This is a genomic window from uncultured Polaribacter sp. (assembly GCF_947497695.1).
GTDB lineage: Bacteria > Bacteroidota > Bacteroidia > Flavobacteriales > Flavobacteriaceae > Polaribacter.
Map to the genome: position 1 here is coordinate 224072 of NZ_CANMHM010000002.1, position 20604 is coordinate 244675.

Sequence of the window (20604 nt, forward strand, 5' to 3'; positions counted from 1 at the left end):
AAAAAGTATTCAACTATTTATCAAAATAAAATATTTACACAAAAATCATTATTAAATGAAACACATTTTTATGTGGACTTTACTGTTTGTAACAAGCATCAGTTTTTCACAAATTAAAATTTCGGGAACTATTACCGATAAAATTACAGGAGATGAAATTCCTTCTGTTGCCATTTCAACATCCAAAGAAAACGGAACAACTTCTTCTATTGATGGAACGTATTCTATTACAGTTAAAGATAAAAACCAAGTTTTAAAGTTCTCTTATTTAGGTTATAAAACTCGAAGAATAAAGGTTAATAATCAAACAATTATCAATATTCAATTAGAAGAAATTGAAACAAATTTAGAGGAAATTGTAGTAACTGCCTTAGGACTGAACAGAAAAACCAAAGAATTAGGTTATGTAGTTCAAGAACTAAAAGCAAAAGATTTAACTGAAGTTAAAACTGCCAATTTTTTAGATAATTTATCTGGTAAATTAGCTGGTGTAACTATTTCTCAAGGAGCAACTGGCGTTGGTTCATCCTCTAAAATTACCATTCGTGGAGAAGCATCTTTTTCGAATAACAATCCGCTTTTTGTGGTAGATGGAACGCCAATTAACAACAACACCGTTTTTAATTTCACCAATGAAGCTGCTGCTGGTTTTCAAGAAATTGATTTTGGAAATGGAGCAATGGAAGTAAATCCTGATGATATTGAATCTGTAACTGTCCTAAAAGGATCAAGTGCTGCTGCTTTGTATGGAACTCGTGCATCTAATGGCGTTATTGTAATTAACACAAAAGATGGAAGTAAGAAAAAAGGTTTGGGAATTAGCATCAATTCAGCCATTACTTTAGATTCGGCTTTTCGATTGCCAGAATTTCAAAATAAATTTGGACAAGGAAATTCTGGGGATTTTGAATATGTAGATGGTTTAGGTGGAGGAATAAACGACAATATTACCTATTCTTGGGGACCCAGATTAAATGTTGGTAATTTAATTTCGCAATTTGATTCTCCTGTAATTTTAGAAGATGGAACTGTTGTGAGAGGTGGAGATACTTCTTTATATTCAGGTTTGCCAATTACACCAACAGCTTTCAATTCGAATCCAAATAATTTAAAAGATTTTTATCAAACAGGTATTACAACCATCAATAATATTTCTATAAATGATAGTTTTGATAGAGGTTCTTACAGGTTATCAATCACAGATTTAGATAGCGAATCTATTATTCCTGGTGTTAATTTAGATAGAAAAACAGCCGCTTTAAAACTGAATTTTAATCCAACAGAAAAAACAAAAATTACGAGTTCTGTAAACTACGTAAATTCTAGAAGCGATAACAGACCTGCAAATGGTTATGGTAGTGAAAATGCCAATTATTCTTTGGTTGCTTGGGGACCAAGGTCTTTAAATATTGATAGTTTACGTGATTATTGGCAACCAGGTTTAGAAGGTGTGCAACAATATTCTTTTAACTATACTTTTTTTGACAATCCTTTTTTTATTCTACATGAAAACACCAATTCTTTTAACAGAGATCGTGTTTTTGGGAATATTGCCATCAATCATAAATTTACAGATAAATTGAGTCTTTCTTTACGTTCTGGAATGGATTATTCATCAGAAAAAAGAGAATTTAAACGAAATTTTAGTTCCAATCGATTTAAAAATGGCGCTTATGCAGAACATGATGTTTTTTACAGAGAAATAAATACAGACTTCTTGGTAAACTACACAGATAATTTTGGTGATTTTTCTTTTGATGCTTCTTTTGGAGGAAATCGTTTAGACCAAACTGCTTCCACAAAACAATTACAAACCACCAATTTAGCTCAACCAGGAATTTTCAGTTTGAATAATGCAGCTTCACCAATTGAAGCTTTTCAATTTGATTCTAAAAAGAGAATTAATTCTTTATACGGAATTGCAAAATTTGGTTACAAAGATTATCTTTTTGTTGATGTTACAGGAAGAAACGATTGGTCTAGTGCTTTAGCTACGCCTTTTTCTTTAGATGGAACTTCATTTTTCTATCCTTCAGTTTCAACAAGTTTTATTTTATCAAATGCAACAGAATTGCCAGAAAACATTTCTTTTGCAAAATTGAGAGCAAGTATTGCACAAGTTGGTAATGACACAAATCCGTTTCAAACTTCTGGTGCTTTTGTATCTCAAACACCTTTTAATGGGCAACCTACTTTTAGTGATCAAGCTTTTATTCCGAACGCAAATTTAAAGCCAGAAATTACTACTTCTTATGAGTTTGGTGCAGATGTACGATTCTTTAAAGATCGTTTAAATATCGATTTTACATATTATAACAATACTACAAAAGATCAAATTATTTCTTTGCCAATTGCAATTTCATCTGGCTACAATCAACAGGTTGTTAATGGAGGAAAAATAAATACAACAGGTGTCGAAATTATTTTAGGAGGAACACCAATTAGAACAGAAAACTTTACTTGGAATACTACTTTTAATTTTGCTGCAAATAAATCTGTTATTAAAAATTTACCTCAAGAAGAAGGCAGATTAACATTGGCTTACAGTAGAATTTACGATAGTGCAAACCAAACAGTTTGGTTTCAAGTAGAAGAAGGTGGAGAAATTGGCGATTTATATGGAACAGGATATTCTAAAAATACAGAAGGCCAATTTTTGTTGGATGATAATGGAAGATATATTGCCAATAATGAGTTGATTAAATTGGGAAATTACAATCCAGATTTTACTCTAGGTTGGAACAATTCTTTTAAATATAAAGATTTTACTACAAGCTTTTTATTCGATTGGAGACAAGGAGGAGAAATTGTTTCTAGAACAAGTGCTTTAGGAAATGTTGGTGGCCAATTAGCTGAAACTGCTTTTAGACCAGATGCAGGAATTATTGCACAGGGTGTTAACGTAAATACTGGGCAACCTAATACTGTTGCTGTTTCTCCTGAGAGTTATTACAGACAGTTTTACGACAGAAATCACGAGGAAAACAATGTGTATGATGCTTCTTTTTTAAAATTACGTCAGTTTTCTATTGGATATACGTTGAATTTAAATGAAGGATTTTTAGGGTTAAAAGATAGTTCTAGCATGAACTTTTCTTTTATAGGAAACAACTTATTTGTAATTACAGAAAATCCACATTTTGATCCAGAACAATTAGCTGTACAAGGAAATGGTTTTGTGAGCGGCGTTGAAGATATGAGTTATGCAACTAGCAGAAGTTTAGGTTTTAAAGTAGGATTTGATTTTTAAGAAATTTACAATGAAAAAAATTATATATACAATCGCAATTTTTGCACTATTATTTGCAAGTTGTACCAAAGATTTTGAAGAAATCAACACTAATCAAAATGCACCAGTTGTTGTACAACCAAGTTTACTTTTAAGACAAGTAATTTATGATTTTGGTGAAAACATGAGTTACGAAGGTTTTGTTGCTGGAGATTTATTAGCACAACACAGAACTGCTTTAGACTTTAATTTATTTGATAGACACGATTTGAAAAGTCCACAATTAGGTGGAAATCCTTGGGGGATTTTTTACACCAATTTACGTGATAATGAAATTGTTTTAAAACAAAGTAGACAAACACCTGCTTTTGCAGTGTATGAAGGTCCTGCTTTAATTTTAAAAGCATATATGACTGCAGGTTTAACAGATTTATTTGGAGATGTTCCTTATTTTGAGGCTTTTAACGGAATTGAAGGAACTGTTACTCCAGCTTACGATTTGCAAGAGGATATTTATCAAAATGAAAACGGAATTTTAGATAATTTAGACAAAGGAATTGCAGCAATAAATGCCTATTCTGGTTCAATTCCTTTAAAAGGAGATATTTTATATGATGGAAATTTACAATCTTGGATTCAATTTGCAAATTCTTTAAAAATTAAATATTTAATCAGAATTTCTGGTAAAGTTGATGTTTCAAGCCAATTACAAACTATTTTTAATGAAGGAAATTACATCAAAAACAATAACGAAAATGCAGTTTTCGATTTTACAAATTCAGAACCAAACAGTTTTAGATTAGCACAATTAAGAATTGGAGATTTTAACAATTTTGTACTATCAGAAACTATGGAAGAAATTTTAATCGATTTGAATGATGATAGAATTGGTAAATTTTTCAGACCTTTTGCTAATTCAAATTCAGATGAATTTAATGGATTATTAAACGGAATTAATTCATCAACAACATCTATTGCTTTGGCGGATTTTTCACTTTCAGGAAGTGCTTTTAGAGAAGATACTTCTACTTTAGACGCTAATTTTATGACAGCTTGGGAAACCAGTTTTCTTCTAGCAGAAGCTGCTGAAAAAGGTTTTATAAGTTCAAATTCAGAAACTTTATACAATATTGGAGTTGCACAAGCTTTTGAATATTGGAACACAAATTTACCAGCCACATATTTAGCAGGAAATGCAAACTTTAATGCTGTAGGAAAAACATCTTTAGAGCAAATTATCACTCAAAAATGGATTGCATCCGTTATAAATGGTTATGAAGGTTGGGTTGAATTTAGAAGAACAGGTTTTCCAAGTTTAAAAAATATTTCAGCAAGCTTAAATAACGGATTAATTCCTGTTAGAATGCCTTATCCTGCTGAAGCAGAAACTTTAAATCAAGAGAATTATAAAGTTGCAGAAAGTGCAACCAATGGGAATAGTTTGGATATTCCTGTTTGGTGGAATGAATAAAAATTAGACCTCACAGGTCTTAAAAACCTGTGAAGTCTTCTGTAAAAATATGGAAGTAATTAATTATCAATGGGGATTAATTTTAATATCAAGTTTGATATTATTTTTCTTGTCTCCTTTAGCAAAAACCACAGATCAGTTTTTTAAAGCTGTGAATAAGAAAAAAGCGCCCAATTCTTTGGTATTAACAGGGAGCTTAATTATTTCTTGGATTTTTGCTAAAAGCATTACAAACGCCGCAAATTTAGGACTAGATTTTGGCCTAGTTGGTGGCGTTGCTTATGCAGGTTATTATTTGTCTTTTGCAGTTGCTGGAATCATTATTTATCAATTAAGAACCAAAGGAAACTTTAAAAGTATTCACGAATTTCTGATTTCTAAATTCGGAAAAAATGCGATGGCAATTTTTTCTATTTTGATTGCTTTCAGACTTTTTAATGAAGTTTGGAGTAATACAATGGTTATTGGGAGTTATTTTGGAGAAATGGGTACTTCCTCTTATTATTGGGCAATTATTCTATTTACTCTTTTGACTTTAAGTTACGCTATTAAAGGTGGTTTAAGTAGTTCCATTTTTACAGATGTTATTCAAATGGTGTTATTTTCTGTTTTGTTGATGATTATTTTAGGAACCATTTTTACTACAGATGATTTTTCTACAGAACAAATAGTTACTTCAGGAACTTGGAGTTTTGAACTCGGGTTAAACCTCTTTTTTGCAGCACTTTTACAATCTTTTAGTTATCCTTTTCACGATCCTGTTTTAACAGATAGAGGTTTTATATCCTTGCCAAAAGTAACTCGTAAAAGTTTTTTATGGGCAAGTATTTTAGGTGCAATTTGTATTGTTTTATTTAGTTTGATTGGGGTGTATGCACAAACAAAAGGAATGCAAGGTCAAGCTGCTGTTGAAGTTGGAAAAGCTTTTGGAGTTGTTATTTTATTAGTGATTAATTTTATTATGATAACCTCTGCAGCTTCTACATTAGATTCTACTTTTTCATCATTTTCTAAATTGATTGCCATTGATTTAAACATCAAAAAAACAGTTTCCTTTGGGAGATTAACCATGATAATAGTGGCTATTTTAGGAACATTACCCGTTTTTTTCGGAGCAGAAATTTTATCTGCAACCACCATTTCTGGAACAATGGTAATTGGTTTGACTCCTATTTTTATTTTCTGGAGTGTTAAAGTACCAAAAATCAGTTTTTATTTGAGTATTTTTTGTGGTTTAATTTTTGGTATCTTATTGGTGTTTGATGCTTTTCCTCAAGCATTAATTTTTACAAAAGGGAAATACGCAAGTTTACTTTGGGTAAATCTTTGGGGAATTTTAAGTTGTATCATTTTATATTTTATTCCAAAATGGATCAAAAAATAGTAGATTTAGGCAAAATATCAGGAAAAATAGTGCTTTTTGGTGGTGTTTATAGCAATTTACAGGCTTTAGAGGCTTTAAAACAAATTGCCGAAAAAGAAAATATTGCTCCAGAAAATTGTTTTTGCACTGGCGATGTTGTTGGCTATTGTGCTCAACCAGAAGAAACTGTGCAATTATTAAAATTGTGGGGAGCAAAAAGTATAGCTGGCAATGTAGAAATTCAGTTAAGTGAAAACGCAGACGATTGTGGTTGCGATTTTAGAGAAGGTTCTAGATGTGATGGATTTTCGCAACTTTGGTATCCTTTTGCACAGAGTAAATTGTCTAAAAATTCGTTAGATTTTTTAAAAACATTGCCAAATAATATTAGTTTTAATTATGCTGATAAAAAAGTAACTGTTGTTCACGGTTCTTATTTTAATGTTTCTGAATTTATTTTTAAATCTACAGATTGGGAAATTAAAAAGCAAAATTTTGAAGCCACTAAAAGTGATGTAATTATTGCAGGACATTGTGGATTGCCCTTTCATCATCAAGAAAAAGAAAAGTTATGGTTGAATCCAGGAGTTATAGGAATGCCAGCAAATGATGGGAATCCAGATGTTTGGTATGCAATTTTAGACGATTCAAATAATAGTTTTAACTTTACACATAAAACCTTAAATTACAATTATAAATTAACAAGCAAATTAATGCAAAATGGACTGCTTCCAGAAGAATACTCTAGAACTATTGTTACTGGAATTTGGGATAATACAGAGATTTTACCATCAATAGAAAGTGGTTTGCAAGGATTTGGAATACAATTATAACCTAATTATTATGAAGAAAATTTTTATTTTATTTCTACTGATTACATCATCAGTTACAGCACAAAAAAAATTAGACAAACTTTTAAATAAATGGAATCACAACAGTGTGCCTTATATTTCTGTTGAAACTTTAGCAATGCCTAAAACAGAAGCTATTTTATTAGATGCAAGAGAAGAAGAAGAATTTAAAACTAGCCATATAAAAGATGCTATTTTTGTGGGCTATGATAAGTTTAAATTAAAAGAAACAATTCCTAAATTACCCGAAGATAAAAATGCAAAAATTGTAGTCTATTGCTCTTTAGGCATTAGATCAGAAAATATTGCAAACAAACTAATTAAAGAAGGCTATACAAATGTTTACAATTTATATGGTGGTATTTTTGAATGGAAAAATGCAGATTTTCAAGTAATTGATACTTTAGGTAATACAACAGAAAAAGTGCACACTTTTAATAAAAACTGGAGTAAATGGCTTACAAAAGGAGAAAAAGTTTATTAAAATTTAGTTCATAGTATTCAATCTCAGTTTTTCAGTTATCACTGCTGAAAACAAAAATTTCACCACATAGAAACATAGACTAAGTTTTCTATGTGGTGAAAATATTTTAAGTAATAAGTTCAATGATAAAAAAATCAACCAGTAAAAACCTTCTTTTAATTTTTACAAGAAATCCTGAATTAGGCAAAGCAAAAACACGTTTAGCAAAAACTGTTGGAGATAAAACTGCTTTAGATATTTATAAATTTTTATTACAAAAAACCAGAGATATTTCTACAAAAGTAGCTGCTGATAAAGCAGTGTATTATTCTGTAAAAGTTAGAGAAAATGACATTTGGGATCCTGAAATTTATCAAAAACACCAACAAGTTGGAGACGATTTAGGAATTAGAATGTTAAATGCTTTTAAAAACGGTTTTAATGCTGGTTATAAAAAAGTAATGATTATTGGAAGTGATTTGAACGATTTATCATCAAAAAACATAGAAAAAGCATTTTTAGAATTAGAAACAAATGATGTAGTAATTGGACCTGCAAAAGATGGAGGTTATTATTTACTTGGGATGAATTCTTTACATGAAAAAGTCTTTAAAAATAAAGATTGGGGTACAGAAACTGTTAGAAAAGACACATTAAATGATTTAACTGATCAAAAAGTGAAATTATTAGAGATTAAAAACGACATAGATGTATATGAGGATATTATTAATATTCCTGAAATTATGCAAACGTTTATAAATTCTAAATAACACCAAATGAAAACACTTTTACTGATTACTTTTTTAAGCTTTTCTTTTTTACAGCTTCAGGGACAATGCATAGAAAATGCCTCTAGTTTTGGAAACAATACTACTGTACCATCTTATAATATTTCTGGTGATGTTTCTGTAACTTTAAACACTAATAATACTGCTACTATTAACTTTGCTAGCAACTTTGAAACCGCTTCTGGACCCGATGTTAGATTGTATCTTATAAAATCTGAAGGGAAATCTATTTCACAGTTAAAAAGTTTAAATCCAGAAAACTTAGAAAATATTTCGTTTGGTTTAATTGGCTTTTCTGGTGCACAAAGTTACACTGCTAGCATCCCTCAAAATACAGATATTACTAAATTTGATAGGGTGTTTTTTTACTGCTTACGATTTAATCAGTTTTGGGATGTAGGCACCTTTACTTCTTTTAAAAGTAGTAGTTGTAATGTTTTAAATATTGATAATTTTGCAGTTAATAATATTTCTATATATCCAAACCCTGCAAAAAACAAAATTCATATTACCCAACTTGATAAAGTTTCTGTAGAAATTCGTATTTTTAATCTTTTAGGCAAACAGGTTTTACATCAACCTAACATCAAACAAAATTCGATTGATATTTCTTCTTTAAATGAAGGCATTTACCTTGTTAAAATTAATATTGATGGAAAAACGAAGAGTCAAAAATTAGTAATTCAGTAAATGAAACAGCAACAATTAAAAGAAACAATCGATTTTTTAAAAGGTAAAGGAATTGAAAATCCAGAAATCGGCATTGTTTTAGGAACAGGTTTAGGTAAGTTGATTGACGAAATTTCTATTGATAAAGAAATACCTTATTTAGAGATACCACACTTTCCACAAGCAACCGTAGAATTTCATTCTGGTAAATTAATTTACGGACAATTATCTGGAAAAAAGGTATTGGTTATGTCGGGCAGATTTCATTTATATGAAGGTTACAATGCTTGGGAAGTAACCTATGGGATTAGAACTATGCATGGTTTAGGCATTAAAAACTTATTAATTTCTAATGCTGCAGGAGCTATAAACCTCAACTATAAAAAAGGAGATTTAATGTTGCTTGAAGATCACATAAATTTACAAGGTTCTTCTCCTTTGGCTTTTAAAGGTGCTAACAATTTTGGTAATATTTTTGCAGATATGCTAGCTCCTTACTCTAGTGAATTAAATGCAAAAATTATTGAAATAGCTTCTCAACAAAACATTTTATTACACAAAGGAGTTTATGCAAGTGTTTTAGGCCCACAATTAGAAACCAGGGCAGAATATAGAATGTTACAAATTTTAGAAACAGATGCTGTGGGTATGAGTACTGTGCCAGAAGTTATTGTAGCAAAACAACTCAACTTGCCTTGTGCAGCTATTTCTGTGCTAACAGATGAATGTGATCCTAAAAATTTACAACCTGTAAATATTGCAGAAATTATTGCAATTGCAGGAGAAGCAGAACCTAAAATGATTACTTTATTTAAAGAAACTTTAAAGGTTATATAGGTAATTGAATCCCTTTATTTTAAACCCCTAAAGGATCTTTACAACTATAAAATACAATGAACAAATACCTAGACATCATACAAACATCCTACTCCAATTATTGGAATTACATTAAACAATCTGTTTTAATGGAGTTGAATTGGGAGAATTATTTCTACGGATTAATCATCATTTCTTTGGTTGTTTGGTGGTTAGAAGCTATTTTTCCTTGGCGAAAAAATCAATCTTTATTTAGAAAAGACTTTTGGTTGGATACTTTTTACATGTTTTTCAATTTCTTTTTATTGAATTTAATTGTGTTGATTGCTTTGTCTAATTCTGCCGCTCAATTATTTAATGATATTTTAGGTATTGTTGGTTTAACGATTGCTAACTTTCAACTCTTAGAAATTAATAAATTGCCATTTTTGGGGAGAATTTTTATCTTTTTTATTGTGGTTGATTTTACACAATGGTGGACACATAGATTACTGCATAGAGTAGAATTTCTTTGGAATTTTCATAAAGTACACCACTCTGTAAAACAAATGGGGTTTGCTGCTCATTTACGTTACCATTGGATGGAACCTGTTGTTTACAACTCTTTACGTTATATTCCTTTAGCAATTATTGGTGGGTTTACAGCCCAAGATGTAGCGTTTGTCCATTTTTTTAACATTACAATAGGGCACTTAAATCATGCAAATATTAATTGGGATTATGGTTGGTTAAAGTATATTTTAAACAACCCAAAAATGCATATTTGGCATCACTCTAAAAAGTTACCTAAAGAACGAAAGTTTGGGGTTAATTTTGGATTAACCTTAAGTGTTTGGGATTATCTTTTTAAGACCAATTACATACCACATTCTGGTAGAGATATTGAAATAGGATTTAATGGTGATGAAGATTTCCCTAAAGATTTTGTGCATCAAGAATTGTATCCGTTTTCTAAAAAATAATTACGCTAATTATTTTATAAAAGTTGGCAAACAAGTTTAGCCCAGATTGAATCTTTCGACTTCGCTCAAGACAGGCTAACTGTTTGAGCTCTTTTTTACCTTTTTCAGGTAAAAAAAGCGAGTAATGAAAGCTGGAAATAGCTTCAAAAAAAAAGTAGCTTAATAAGATTTCTCTCTGTGTTTTAAATTACAAAAAAGGTGAAAAACTATTTATTTCTACCTTTTTCATTTGGGTATAAACTTGGCAAATTATCACTTTGAAAATAGGCTTTTGTATCTATATTTATAGCAGTAACCTTTCCTTTAAATGCAGCCCCTGTATCGATATTCCAAACATTTATTGCATTCATTGGTTCAAATTCGTTATAATTTGTAGTAGGTGTATGACCTATATAAATTTCTGTATAGTGTTGTAATCTTTTAGGATAGGTTTTGTGAGTTAAACCAATGTTTTTATCCATAGCTAAAGCCAACTCCCATAAAGTTCTGTCTGTACAAAATTTGTGTGTATACGTTTCATTTTCTACACCATTCATCGCTGTAAAACCTGCGTGTAAAAACAATCTATTTTTAGTATCTAAATAGTACATTTTCATGTTTTCGAAAAACTGTAAATGTTCCTTTTTTTCTTCGATAGAAAATCCATCATAACTTTCCATGGTTTCTTTACCTCCATGCATAAACCAAGAAGGATTTACATCATTATTGTCTTTTAACCAATTTTGGCACCAAACATCATGATTTCCTTTGATAAAAATACAGTCAAACTTCTGAGCCAAATCTATTAAAAACTGAACCACTTGTGCAGATTCACTCCAACCATCTACATAATCTCCCATAAAAATTAGGGCATCACCTTCTTTAAGTCCTAATTTATTTAAAACCTGAACTAAGGCTTTTAAACCTCCATGAATATCACCAATTGCAAAAGTTCTCATCTAATTTAATTTTTTGCAAAACTAAGGGTTTCTTATGAAAAGTGAAGAAATGTTATTTAAAAATATTGACCAATTCCAAAAACCAAACCTCCTTTAGAGTTTCCATTTTGATTTAGCAAACTAAAGCCATAATCGATTCTAAAAGTGGCATTGTATATTTTTTTACTAATAAATCGAAGTCCAAAACCAGAATAAATTCTAACATTATCTTTTTCAAAAAAATCATCTAATGTTCCTCCTGGATTTCTCCAAGAACCAATATCAGAAAAAACGTTGGTTTGTATTGCCATCCAATCTTTTTCATAAACTGTATGTCTGTATTCAGTATTCCACACAAAGCTACCTGTACCCCTATCTATTAAAATACCAACCCCTCTTAAGTTTACATTGTTATCTAAAGCAAAAGGTGCAAAGGGTGTGTTTTCATTTGATGACAAGCCAAAACGAACTCTGTTTGCCCAATTGCCTTTATCGCCAATTCTTTTGTAGTAGAAAAAATCATTCCAAGCAATAAAAAAACTATTCTGATAACTATTTTTTGTAGAAACATACTGTGCAAACAATGTACTTTTAAAACCATTAACATATTGATAATAATAGTCTAAAGTATCATAATTATAAACCAATTTAAAAAGTACTTTATCTAAATCTATAGGAATTGTGGGGATTGATGGATCTGTATCTCCTGATAAAAATTGATATTTTTCATTAAAAAGGTTTACACCAAAATTAATTTCATTTTTAATATTAATTTGATACAAACCTAAAACTTCGAAAGAAATATTATTGTAAGAAAAATTAGCTGTTTTATCATTAAAATAGAGTGGTTCTTCACTTTTCCAATCTTGATGATTTATTGCCAAACCCCATTTTTTAGAGAACAAATTGGGTGCTTTAAAATTGATGCCATAAGAATCAAAACGATTGCGTTGATAAAAGCCCCCAAAAGTAATATTTCTTCCTAAAAAGTTATAATCATACAAATCTAATTTATATGAAAACTGTTTATTGGTGGTGGTCCAGATATTGATTCCTGGTAGAATTGTAAAATTTTCTTCAACGTATATAAACACATTGTAAAAATTATCATGTGAATAAAACACTTGATAATAAGCATGACTAACAGCTGGTAATCGATTTAAAAGAGTGATATCTTTTTCTAAAGAAATAGAATCTAAAACAGCTCCCTTTTCACTAATTAAAAGTTTGTGAATAAAAGATTCTTTCAACCTTTTTGTACCATTAATTTTAATTTCTGCAATTATTTTTTCTTGAGAAAACACAAGTGCTGAAAATGATAAAAAAAGATAAATAAAAATATTTTTAAACTTCATTATCTTGCTATAAATGATTGCTGATATATAAAATTTACCCAGTTTTCTGAATCTATGCCCATTAAAGTAAACCTATATTCGTCATCAAAAATTAATTCTGCAGGGGTTTCTGTATTTATATTTGATGTTATATTGGTAAAATTATTATACTGAAATGTTTTTTCTGTTGTAAATGTACCTGATAAAAAGTCGTTGCTACTATTGGTAATTACTTGAAAATAAGTAACACTATCTCCATACTTTTCATCTTCCCAAATAAATTTTGGTTCTAATCTAGCTGTAAAATCTATTTTATCATCTTGATCTGTTATGGTTATATATTCAGTAGGTTTATCATTCATTTTTATTTTAACAGGAGCTGATTTGTATAGCTTATCTCCAATAACATAAGTTACAACACTCCAACTTTCTTCAGTATTTGTTCTAGAATACCTTCTAAACTTTCCACCAAACTCTGCATTGTCTGATAAATTTACTCTTCTGTACGCACTAAAATCAGTTGCAATTGCAGCTGTATTATCTGTTTCATAATACCTAAAATCTGTTGCACCTATTAAAGATTGATAATATACATAAGTTAGCTCATCAGAATTATTGGCACTTGCAGCAAAAGCAGTTATTTTTTCGATTGTTTTTGTTGAATTTAAAGCTAAATATTCTTCTAAATTTCTTGGTATAAACGTTTGTTCTACTACTGTATTTACCCAATTATCTTCACTAACCCCCATTAGTGTAAAAAGATATTCAATATCTTCCTCTAAACTATCTGGTGTTTCTGGTACATTTATATTTAAAACAATATTAGTAGCATCAAAATAATTAAAAAAAGTATCATTTGTGTAAGTTCCAGAAACAAATGTATCTGTTTGTTTTTCAGATATTACTTGAAAATAAATAGCATCATCCACATCTTTTATATCCGTCCAAGTAAATTTTGGCTCTAGAGTTTCAGGAAAATCAATAGTAACTTCATTCGTCCAAGTTGTAGATTTTGAGTTGTTTTTTAAACGAATTGGGTTCGATTTATGTAATTTACCATTTAAAACATAGGTTACTAAACACCAATTTTCAGATTCATCTGTTCTAGAAAATCGTTGTAATTTTCCTCCAAAAACATCTGTAATCTCTAAATTTTTTCTTCTGTATTTAGAAAAATCATTTTCATCTACATTTAAACTATCTGCTTCATAATATCTAATATCTCTAGCACCAACTTCTGGATAATAAAAAATATAAGACAAACTTTTACTTTCAGGAGCAGAAGCTGCACAGGCAATAACTTCACCAAAATTGTTGTTAAATGAAGATGTTATATATTCTTCTAAATTTCTAGGAACTGAAATATCAGTATCTTCAGTACATGAAAAGATAAAAACAACAACAAAAAGGGGTAACAATAATTTTTTAAAAGACATGTATTAAATTTTAATAGTCATAATTGGCAAGGTAGAATGATTTGCGATATCTTCTGCAATACTTCCTGCAAAAATATGAGATAATCCTTTTCTACCATGTGTAATTACAGAAATTAAATCTGCACCAACAATATTAGCAAAGCTAAGAATTCCTTTTTCAATAGTATGTTCACAAATATAGTTTACGTTAATCATTCTATCTGAATTTCCTTCGGCTTTCATCAAAAAATTATTTGCCATTTTTTCCATTTCAGAAGTTGTTTTAAAATTTTCTTTAGGTAAATTAACATATAAAATATGCTTTTGAGCGTTTAAAAAATCTAAAGATTTTAAGAGTCTTTTAAAAGCAGGAATACTCTCATCTGAAAAGTCTGTTGCCAGTACAATATCAGAAAAATCTGCATTTACCATTTCATTTTTAATAACTAAAACGGGTAAATTAGAGTGCCTTACTACCTTTTCTGTATTAGAACCTATAAAAAATTCTTTTAAACCAGTTGCTCCATGAGAACCCATTATTATAAAATCTGCTTTTACCTCTTCTGCTATTTTAGTTACCTCACTAAAAACTTTAAAATGTTTGATAATAGGTATAACGTTCAATTCTTTTAAATAGTCTTTTTCTAAAAATTTTTTAATTTTTTTTTCTGCAATTTTTAAAAAATAAATCGCTTTTTCTTGCTGATACACTTCACTTTCAGATAAAGATATTTCTTGAATATCTAACATGTGTAATGCATAAATAGTTGCATTATATTTTTTAGCTAAAGATGCTGCAGTTTTAAGAGCAAACTCAGAATGTGCAGAAAAATCTATGGGAACAATAATTTTTTTCATAATTGTGATATTATACAAACAAATTTAACTGTTATAGATGATATAAATTAAGACATTTATCATGTTTTAATTTTACTGTTTCTGCTTGTATAATTCTCTCAACACAAATTCTGCTGGCTTGTTTTGTGGTGTAAATCTGTTATTGCTTTCTCCCCCTACATTTTCATAATTATGAAACCATTTCCAAATAAAACCACCTGCAAACCAATCTTCTTTCCAGAATTGATTGTGAATTGCTTTGAGTCCATTTACTTGTGCCTCTAAATTAACATTGCCTGCTACTCTATCAGATTTCCAAGGTTCTTTTCCTGTAAAATCGATACTTCTATACCCAAATTCTGTAAATAAAACAGGCTTGTTTAATTGCTTCTGAATTTGTAGTATTTCTTTTTTATGTGGCTGCCAACCCAATTCAAATTCTTTAATGGTTGGTGTTTTTTTATCACTTAAAGGAAAATAAGCATCAATACCAATATAATCTAAATCAGCCCAAAAAGGTATGCGTTTATATTCGTCCCAATTTGCAGCGTAAGTTAATTTCCCTTTATAAATTTGTTTGATTTTTACGATTAGGTTTTGCCAATATTTAGGTCTTTTTGTTACAAAATTTTCTAATTCTGTACCAATACAAAATATATTTGCTTTTAAAGCTTGTGCTGCTTTTGCATAGGTTAAAATAAATTTGGTATATGTTTGTTCTAAAATAGTCCAATCTTCTTCAGAATCCATTTCAATAAGCCCTGTATACAATCCTTTATGAATCCATATTTGAGGTTTTACCATAATTTCTACACCCTCCTTTTGAAATTTTTTAGCATATTGTAGCAACCCTTTTTTAGTTTCTCCAAACCATTGTCTTTTAGAATTAAAAGTAATTTTTGCAGAAGATACATCACTAATAAAACCAAAAGGCATCAATGCAACATAATTGCCTTGTGCCTTTAATATTGGTGTTATATGTTTGTTACTTATAGAATCTCTAGAAGCTACAAAACTAATTCCGTTTATTTTTTTCTGTTGACTATTGCAGGATATTTGGCATACTATCAGCAATAAAAAAAGGAGTTTATTTATTTTCATATTTGCTCCTAATTTAAATTATTGTTTAAAACAAGGCTCTTAAACCAATGTTAAAACTTTGCCCTAAACCTGTTGCATTTCCTCTTACAAATTTGCTATATAAAACCTCTAAGTTTAAAACTTCTGTTAATTGGTATTTACCACCAAAACCCAAAGAAGTAAAGTCTTGTTCAAAATCTCCAAAACGTTGAAAATGTTGTGCAAAAGCTAAAATTGTAGATTTATCACTTGGAAAATAACTCATAAAAACACCTGGAGCTAAAACAAAAGTATCGTTAGCAAAACTACCTTCAACTCTATTTCCATTGCTATCTTCTAAAGAATCATCTCCAAAATGATATTCTGTATTTAACTCTGTAAATAACTGCCAATCTCCACTTGGCAACGTATAATCAAAAAAGAATCTGTTTTGAAATGTAAATCCATTTTGATCTAAAAACACAGCATTATTAATGATATTCCCTTCAACATCTTTTAATCCTTTTTCTGTTTCTTGATCTATTACAGGAATATGAAATGCACTTTGAATAGAAAAATTACCCACACCTTCTATAGGTTGCCATTTTAATGCAGGTGCTATAGATGTTAAGCCATTTACTGAACTAGCATCGTTACTAAAACCAAAAACAGAAGTAGCATTTTTACCATTTATTGCATTTGATCTGTATTCTAATAACACACCAACATTTAGCCTCTCATTATCAGAAACACCCGTAAAAATTTCTAAAGTAGATGTAAAAAAAGTTTCTCTAGGTTTTGTTCTTTTAGTTTCATTTGGCCCAAATAAATCTTCTGTTTCAGTGTATAAATTATTAAAAAACTTAATATCCCATTGTCCTTTACTTAATAATTTAGAAGGTGTATAAGTTTGTATGTTACTTTTTGCATTTTCATCATCTTGTGCAACAAAGTTATAGCTTAAAAACAATAGTGCTATTAAAACTATTTTAGAAATGTTATTTTTCATTATGTAATTGATTAATTGTTATGATTAAATTTTTAGATAAGTCTAGAAGAAATAAATATACTTACAAATATTTTAAATGTTTTTTATTTATAATGATTCTAAATTCAAATAAAAACAAATTTAAATTTTAAGTTCTTAACTTTCGAAACGACATAAAAGCAACAACTATTTAACTATGAAACACATTGTAATTATTGGTAACGGTATTTCTGGAGTTACTGCTGCAAGACATATTAGAAAAAATTCTGATTCTAAAATAACAATCGTTTCTGCAGAAACCAAATACTTTTTTTCTAGAACAGCACTTATGTATGTATACATGGGACACATGAAGTTTGAGCATACACAACCTTATGAAAATTGGTTTTGGGATAAAAATAATATCGAATTAAAAGAAGCTTTTGTTGGCAATATTGATACATCCAAAAAAATATTAAACTTTACAAATAGTGAAACACTCACTTATGATACTTTAATTATTGCAACAGGCTCTAAACCAAATAAATTTGGCTGGCCTGGACAAGATTTAGAAGGTGTAATGGGCATGTATCATAAACAAGATTTAGAAAAATTAGAAAAATATGCTCCAGATAATAAAACCTGTAAAAGAGCAGTAATTGTTGGTGGAGGATTGATTGGTATTGAATTAGCAGAAATGCTAAGAAGTAGAAAGATACCTGTTACGTTTTTAGTACGTGAAACTAGTTTTTGGAATGGTGTTTTACCTGCACAAGAATCTAAAATGATAAACAATCATATTAAAGAGCATCATATAGATCTTCGTTTAAACACCAATTTAAAAGAAATTAAAGCAGATGAAAACGGACGCGTAAAATCAATAATAATTGAAGAAACAGGCGAAGAAATTCTTTGTGATGTAGTTGGTTTAACTGCTGGTGTAACACCAAATATAGATTTTCTAAAAGATTCTGGTATTGAATTAGGACGTGGTGTAAAAGTGAATCGTTTTTTAGAAACAAATATAAAAGATATCTATGCAATAGGTGATTGTGCAGAGCAACATGAAGCCATTGGACAACGTAGAAATATAGAAGCAGTTTGGTATACTGGTAGAATGATGGGAGAAACTGTTGCACAAACTATTTGCCATAAAAAAACAGCATACAAGCCAGGACATTGGTTTAATTCTGCCAAATTTTTAGATCTAGAATACCAAACTTATGGTTGGGTTTTTAGTGAAAAAGGAAAAAAAGAAAATGAAGCTTATTTTCAATGGCAACATCCAGTAGATCTAAAATGTATTACCATTTCTTTTGATAAAAATACACATCAATTTTTAGGAATCAATACATTTGGAATTAGAATGCGTCATGAAATTTTTGACAAATGGTTAACTGAAAACCAACCCATTGAACATGTTTTAGAGTATTTATCAGATGCTAATTTTGACCCTGAGTTTTACAAATTACATGAAGCTGAAATTTTAGCAAAATTTAACAAAGAAAACAACACCAATATTCTACTAAAAAAGAAAAGTTGGAAACGTATTTTTGCTCGCTAAACGATTATTTATAGTCATCACAATTTTAATTAAAACTCCAAAATATAACACAATTTTGAAAATCATAAAACAATCAGGTTTAATCATCTTTTTAATAGGGTTAGCCACTTTTATAGGAATTATATTTACAGGTACTTTTAGCCTAACACAATCTGAATTAGATACTTTTATCAAAGAAAAAGGATTTAAAAGTGAGGTAATAAAAACGCAACTAAAAAATACTATTGTAGAAAATAAAGATTTAAATATTTTCGAATTTTCAAGTGGAGTAACTACAGCTTTAGAAACCTCTAACAACCATTACAATAAGTTAATTTCTAAATACAATTCAGAAAAAAACTGGGCTAAAAAAGGGGAGCAATATCAATATAAAATATCTGATAAACCCCATAGTTTAAGTTTTACACTTGCAAAAAAAGCCGGTAAAGGTTTTGCGGCAGAAAATACAGCATTGGCTTGGTTTTTAACTTTTGGCCTAGGCATCATTGGAGCATTAATGTTTATTATACCAGATGTTATTTTATTAGGAAAACCAGGTATAAAAAATGATGGTATCTTTTTAAATGCAGCAACAAATCGTGGTTGGATTGGTTGGTTTGCTTTTATATTTTTAGTAACCTTTTATATTCTTTTATATTTTTATCCAGATTATATAGTAAACTGGGTGTATTTAGTAGATCCTATCAGTATATCAATAAGCGGTAATCCTGCAGGTCAATGGTTTTTATATGGGTTTTTATACTGTGTTGTTATGACGGTTATGGCTATTAGAATGTATATAAAATATCGCCATAACAAATATCAAATTTTAAGAACTACGTCTGTTTTATTTTTTCAAATTGTTTTTGCATTCTTAATTCCAGAAATTTTAGTAAGATTTAATAAGCCTTGGTACGATTTTAAAAATGCGTTTCCATTAGATTATGATTTTTTCTTTCAATGGAATTTAAAAGAACTTTTAGCAAGTGGTGGTTTTGGTTTATTTATTTTAGTTTGGGGTATTGTTTTAACAATTGTTATTGTGCCAGTAATGGTCTATTTTTTTGGTAAAAGATGGTATTGTTCTTGGGTTTGTGGTTGTGGTGGTTTGGCAGAAACATTAGGCGATCCTTACAGACAACTTTCTAGTAAAACCTTACTTTCTTGGAGAGTAGAACGTATTATAATTCATTCTGTACTTATTTTTGTTTTAGTAATGACTGGCTTTGCCCTATATACTTTCTTTACACAAAAAGGAGTTGTTTTAGGAATACAAACACAAACTATAAAAGATATTTATGGCTTTTTAATAGGATCTATTTTTGCTGGTGTAATTGGTACTGGGTTCTACCCTATTTTTGGTAATAGAGTTTGGTGTAGATTTGGCTGTCCTTTAGCTGCATATTTAGGTTTTGTACAACGCTTTAAATCTAGATTTAGAATTTCTACAAATGGAGGCCAATGTATTTCTTGCGGAAATTGCTCTACCTATTGTGAGCAAGGAATTGATGTGAGAGCTTATGCACAAAAAGGTGAGAACATTGTACGTTCTAGCTGTGTTGGTTGTGGAGTTTGTTCTGCAGTTTGCCCAAGAGGTGTGTTAAAATTAGAAAACGGTCCAGAAAAAGGTAGAATTAACCCTACAGAAATTTTATTAGGAAACGATGTAGATTTAATGGAATTGGTAAACAAGTAGTGAGTAAAGATTGTATTTAATTTTAATAAGCAACTCTAAAAATAGTCATTAATTTTGTAGGATTCCAAAACAAATTACACACATAAAAATCATTTTTAAACTTTATAAACAAACAGTCTAAACATAGACAGCTGTGTAATTAATGTATTGAAAGATAAAACATAGTAATGAAACATTTTATATTAATTTTCTTTTTACTGTTGATGATTCCCCCTCTTTTTTCA

General features: G+C 29.6%; 17 protein-coding genes. 11 read left to right on the forward strand and 6 right to left on the reverse strand.

Features of this window, described 5'->3' with window-relative positions:
* Window positions 1–55 precede the first annotated feature (55 nt).
* The 9 genes from Q0731_RS03270 (at window position 56) to Q0731_RS03310 (ending at window position 10612) form a co-directional block, all read left to right on the forward strand.
* Entirely contained in the window at window positions 56–3250 is a 3195-nt protein-coding gene (locus tag Q0731_RS03270; protein ID WP_299059812.1) for a SusC/RagA family TonB-linked outer membrane protein, read from the forward strand.
* Window positions 3251–3260: 10 nt separating this feature from the next.
* The gene (locus tag Q0731_RS03275) at window positions 3261–4700 is read left to right on the forward strand and encodes a SusD/RagB family nutrient-binding outer membrane lipoprotein (RefSeq protein ID WP_299059815.1); all 1440 of its coding nucleotides are present in this window, start codon (window positions 3261–3263) and stop codon (window positions 4698–4700) included.
* Between the two features lie 49 nt (window positions 4701–4749).
* The gene (locus Q0731_RS03280) at window positions 4750–6084 is read left to right on the forward strand and encodes a sodium:solute symporter (protein ID WP_299059818.1); all 1335 of its coding nucleotides are present in this window, start codon (window positions 4750–4752) and stop codon (window positions 6082–6084) included.
* Entirely contained in the window at window positions 6069–6896 is an 828-nt protein-coding gene (locus Q0731_RS03285; protein WP_299059821.1) for a metallophosphoesterase family protein, read from the forward strand. The genes Q0731_RS03280 and Q0731_RS03285 overlap by 16 nt, the downstream gene beginning before the upstream one ends.
* Before the next feature lie 10 nt (window positions 6897–6906).
* A complete protein-coding gene (locus Q0731_RS03290; protein ID WP_299059824.1) occupies window positions 6907–7398 on the forward strand; it encodes a rhodanese-like domain-containing protein in 492 nt (163 codons plus the stop codon).
* 122 nt (window positions 7399–7520) lie between these two features.
* A complete protein-coding gene (locus Q0731_RS03295; RefSeq protein WP_299059827.1) occupies window positions 7521–8147 on the forward strand; it encodes a TIGR04282 family arsenosugar biosynthesis glycosyltransferase in 627 nt (208 codons plus the stop codon).
* A gap of 6 nt (window positions 8148–8153) precedes the next feature.
* Window positions 8154–8855 carry a DM13 domain-containing protein gene (locus Q0731_RS03300; RefSeq protein ID WP_299059828.1) on the forward strand — a complete coding sequence of 234 codons (702 nt, stop codon included), beginning with the start codon at window positions 8154–8156 and terminating at the stop codon, window positions 8853–8855.
* Window positions 8856–9671 carry a purine-nucleoside phosphorylase gene (locus Q0731_RS03305; RefSeq protein WP_299059830.1) on the forward strand — a complete coding sequence of 272 codons (816 nt, stop codon included), beginning with the start codon at window positions 8856–8858 and terminating at the stop codon, window positions 9669–9671. It begins immediately after the preceding gene.
* 56 nt (window positions 9672–9727) lie between these two features.
* Window positions 9728–10612: a sterol desaturase family protein gene (locus tag Q0731_RS03310; RefSeq protein WP_299059833.1), complete on the forward strand. Its 885-nt coding sequence runs from the start codon at window positions 9728–9730 to the stop codon at window positions 10610–10612.
* Window positions 10613–10818: 206 nt separating this feature from the next.
* On the opposite strand, the gene Q0731_RS03315 is transcribed toward Q0731_RS03310, so the two are convergent.
* The 6 genes from Q0731_RS03315 to Q0731_RS03340 all read right to left on the reverse strand — a co-directional run bounded on the left by Q0731_RS03315 (window position 10819) and on the right by Q0731_RS03340 (window position 17183).
* A complete protein-coding gene (locus tag Q0731_RS03315) occupies window positions 10819–11550 on the reverse strand; it encodes a metallophosphoesterase family protein (protein ID WP_299059836.1) in 732 nt (243 codons plus the stop codon).
* Between the two features lie 56 nt (window positions 11551–11606).
* Complete coding sequence (locus Q0731_RS03320; RefSeq protein ID WP_299059839.1) at window positions 11607–12884, reverse strand: outer membrane protein assembly factor; 1278 nt, start codon at window positions 12882–12884, stop codon at window positions 11607–11609.
* Complete coding sequence (locus Q0731_RS03325) at window positions 12884–14299, reverse strand: hypothetical protein (RefSeq protein ID WP_299059842.1); 1416 nt, start codon at window positions 14297–14299, stop codon at window positions 12884–12886. Before Q0731_RS03325 ends, Q0731_RS03320 begins: the two co-directional genes overlap by 1 nt.
* A 3-nt stretch (window positions 14300–14302) precedes the next feature.
* On the reverse strand, window positions 14303–15136 hold the full coding sequence (locus Q0731_RS03330; protein ID WP_299059845.1) for a universal stress protein: 834 nt from the start codon (window positions 15134–15136) through the stop codon (window positions 14303–14305).
* A gap of 72 nt (window positions 15137–15208) precedes the next feature.
* Window positions 15209–16216: a glycoside hydrolase gene (locus tag Q0731_RS03335; RefSeq protein WP_299059848.1), complete on the reverse strand. Its 1008-nt coding sequence runs from the start codon at window positions 16214–16216 to the stop codon at window positions 15209–15211.
* Between the two features lie 25 nt (window positions 16217–16241).
* Window positions 16242–17183, reverse strand: coding sequence for a hypothetical protein (locus tag Q0731_RS03340; RefSeq protein ID WP_299059851.1), 942 nt, complete (start codon window positions 17181–17183; stop codon window positions 16242–16244).
* 175 nt (window positions 17184–17358) lie between these two features.
* On the opposite strand from Q0731_RS03340, the gene Q0731_RS03345 reads away from it, so the two are divergent.
* Together Q0731_RS03345 and Q0731_RS03350 are read left to right on the forward strand one after the other, a co-directional pair.
* Complete coding sequence (locus Q0731_RS03345) at window positions 17359–18705, forward strand: FAD/NAD(P)-binding oxidoreductase (protein WP_299059854.1); 1347 nt, start codon at window positions 17359–17361, stop codon at window positions 18703–18705.
* Window positions 18706–18760: 55 nt separating this feature from the next.
* Window positions 18761–20380 (forward strand): 4Fe-4S dicluster domain-containing protein, encoded by a 1620-nt coding sequence (locus Q0731_RS03350; protein ID WP_299059857.1) that lies wholly within the window; start codon window positions 18761–18763, stop codon window positions 20378–20380.
* The last annotated feature ends 224 nt before the right edge of the window (window positions 20381–20604 follow it).